Source organism: Actinomadura barringtoniae (genome assembly GCF_017573505.1).
In the GTDB taxonomy this organism is placed as follows: domain Bacteria; phylum Actinomycetota; class Actinomycetes; order Streptosporangiales; family Streptosporangiaceae; genus Spirillospora; species Spirillospora barringtoniae.
Window position 1 is genome coordinate 1 of record NZ_JAGEOJ010000065.1, and the last position, 482, is coordinate 482.

1 protein-coding gene is annotated in these 482 nt (G+C 68.3%); it reads right to left on the minus strand.

Translation table 11 applies throughout. The features are described from left to right. Positions 1–482: RNA polymerDNA-directed RNA polymerase subunit B (locus J4573_RS53415; protein WP_504740204.1), on the minus strand; the 482-nt coding region annotated here is incomplete at both ends.

Genomic DNA, 482 nt, shown 5'->3' on the forward strand with positions numbered 1-482 from the left:
GCCGTCGACGACCTTGCGGTAGGGCGTCTCGACGAAACCGAACGGGTTGACCCGCCCGAACGCCGCCAGCGAACCGATCAGACCGATGTTCGGCCCTTCCGGCGTCTCGATCGGACACATCCGCCCGTAGTGCGACGGGTGAACGTCACGGACCTCCATGCCCGCGCGCTCACGCGACAGACCACCCGGGCCCAGCGCCGACAGGCGGCGCTTGTGGGTCAGGCCCGCGAGGGGGTTGGTCTGGTCCATGAACTGCGAGAGCTGGCTGGTGCCGAAGAACTCCTTGATGGAGGCCACGACCGGCCGGATGTTGATCAGCGTCTGCGGCGTGATCGCCTCGACGTCCTGCGTCGTCATCCGCTCACGGACCACGCGCTCCATCCGCGCCAGGCCCAGCCGGACCTGGTTCTGGATCAGCTCGCCCACCGTGCGCAGCCGCCGGTTGCCGAAGTGGTCGATGTCATCGGTCTCGATCGGCACCG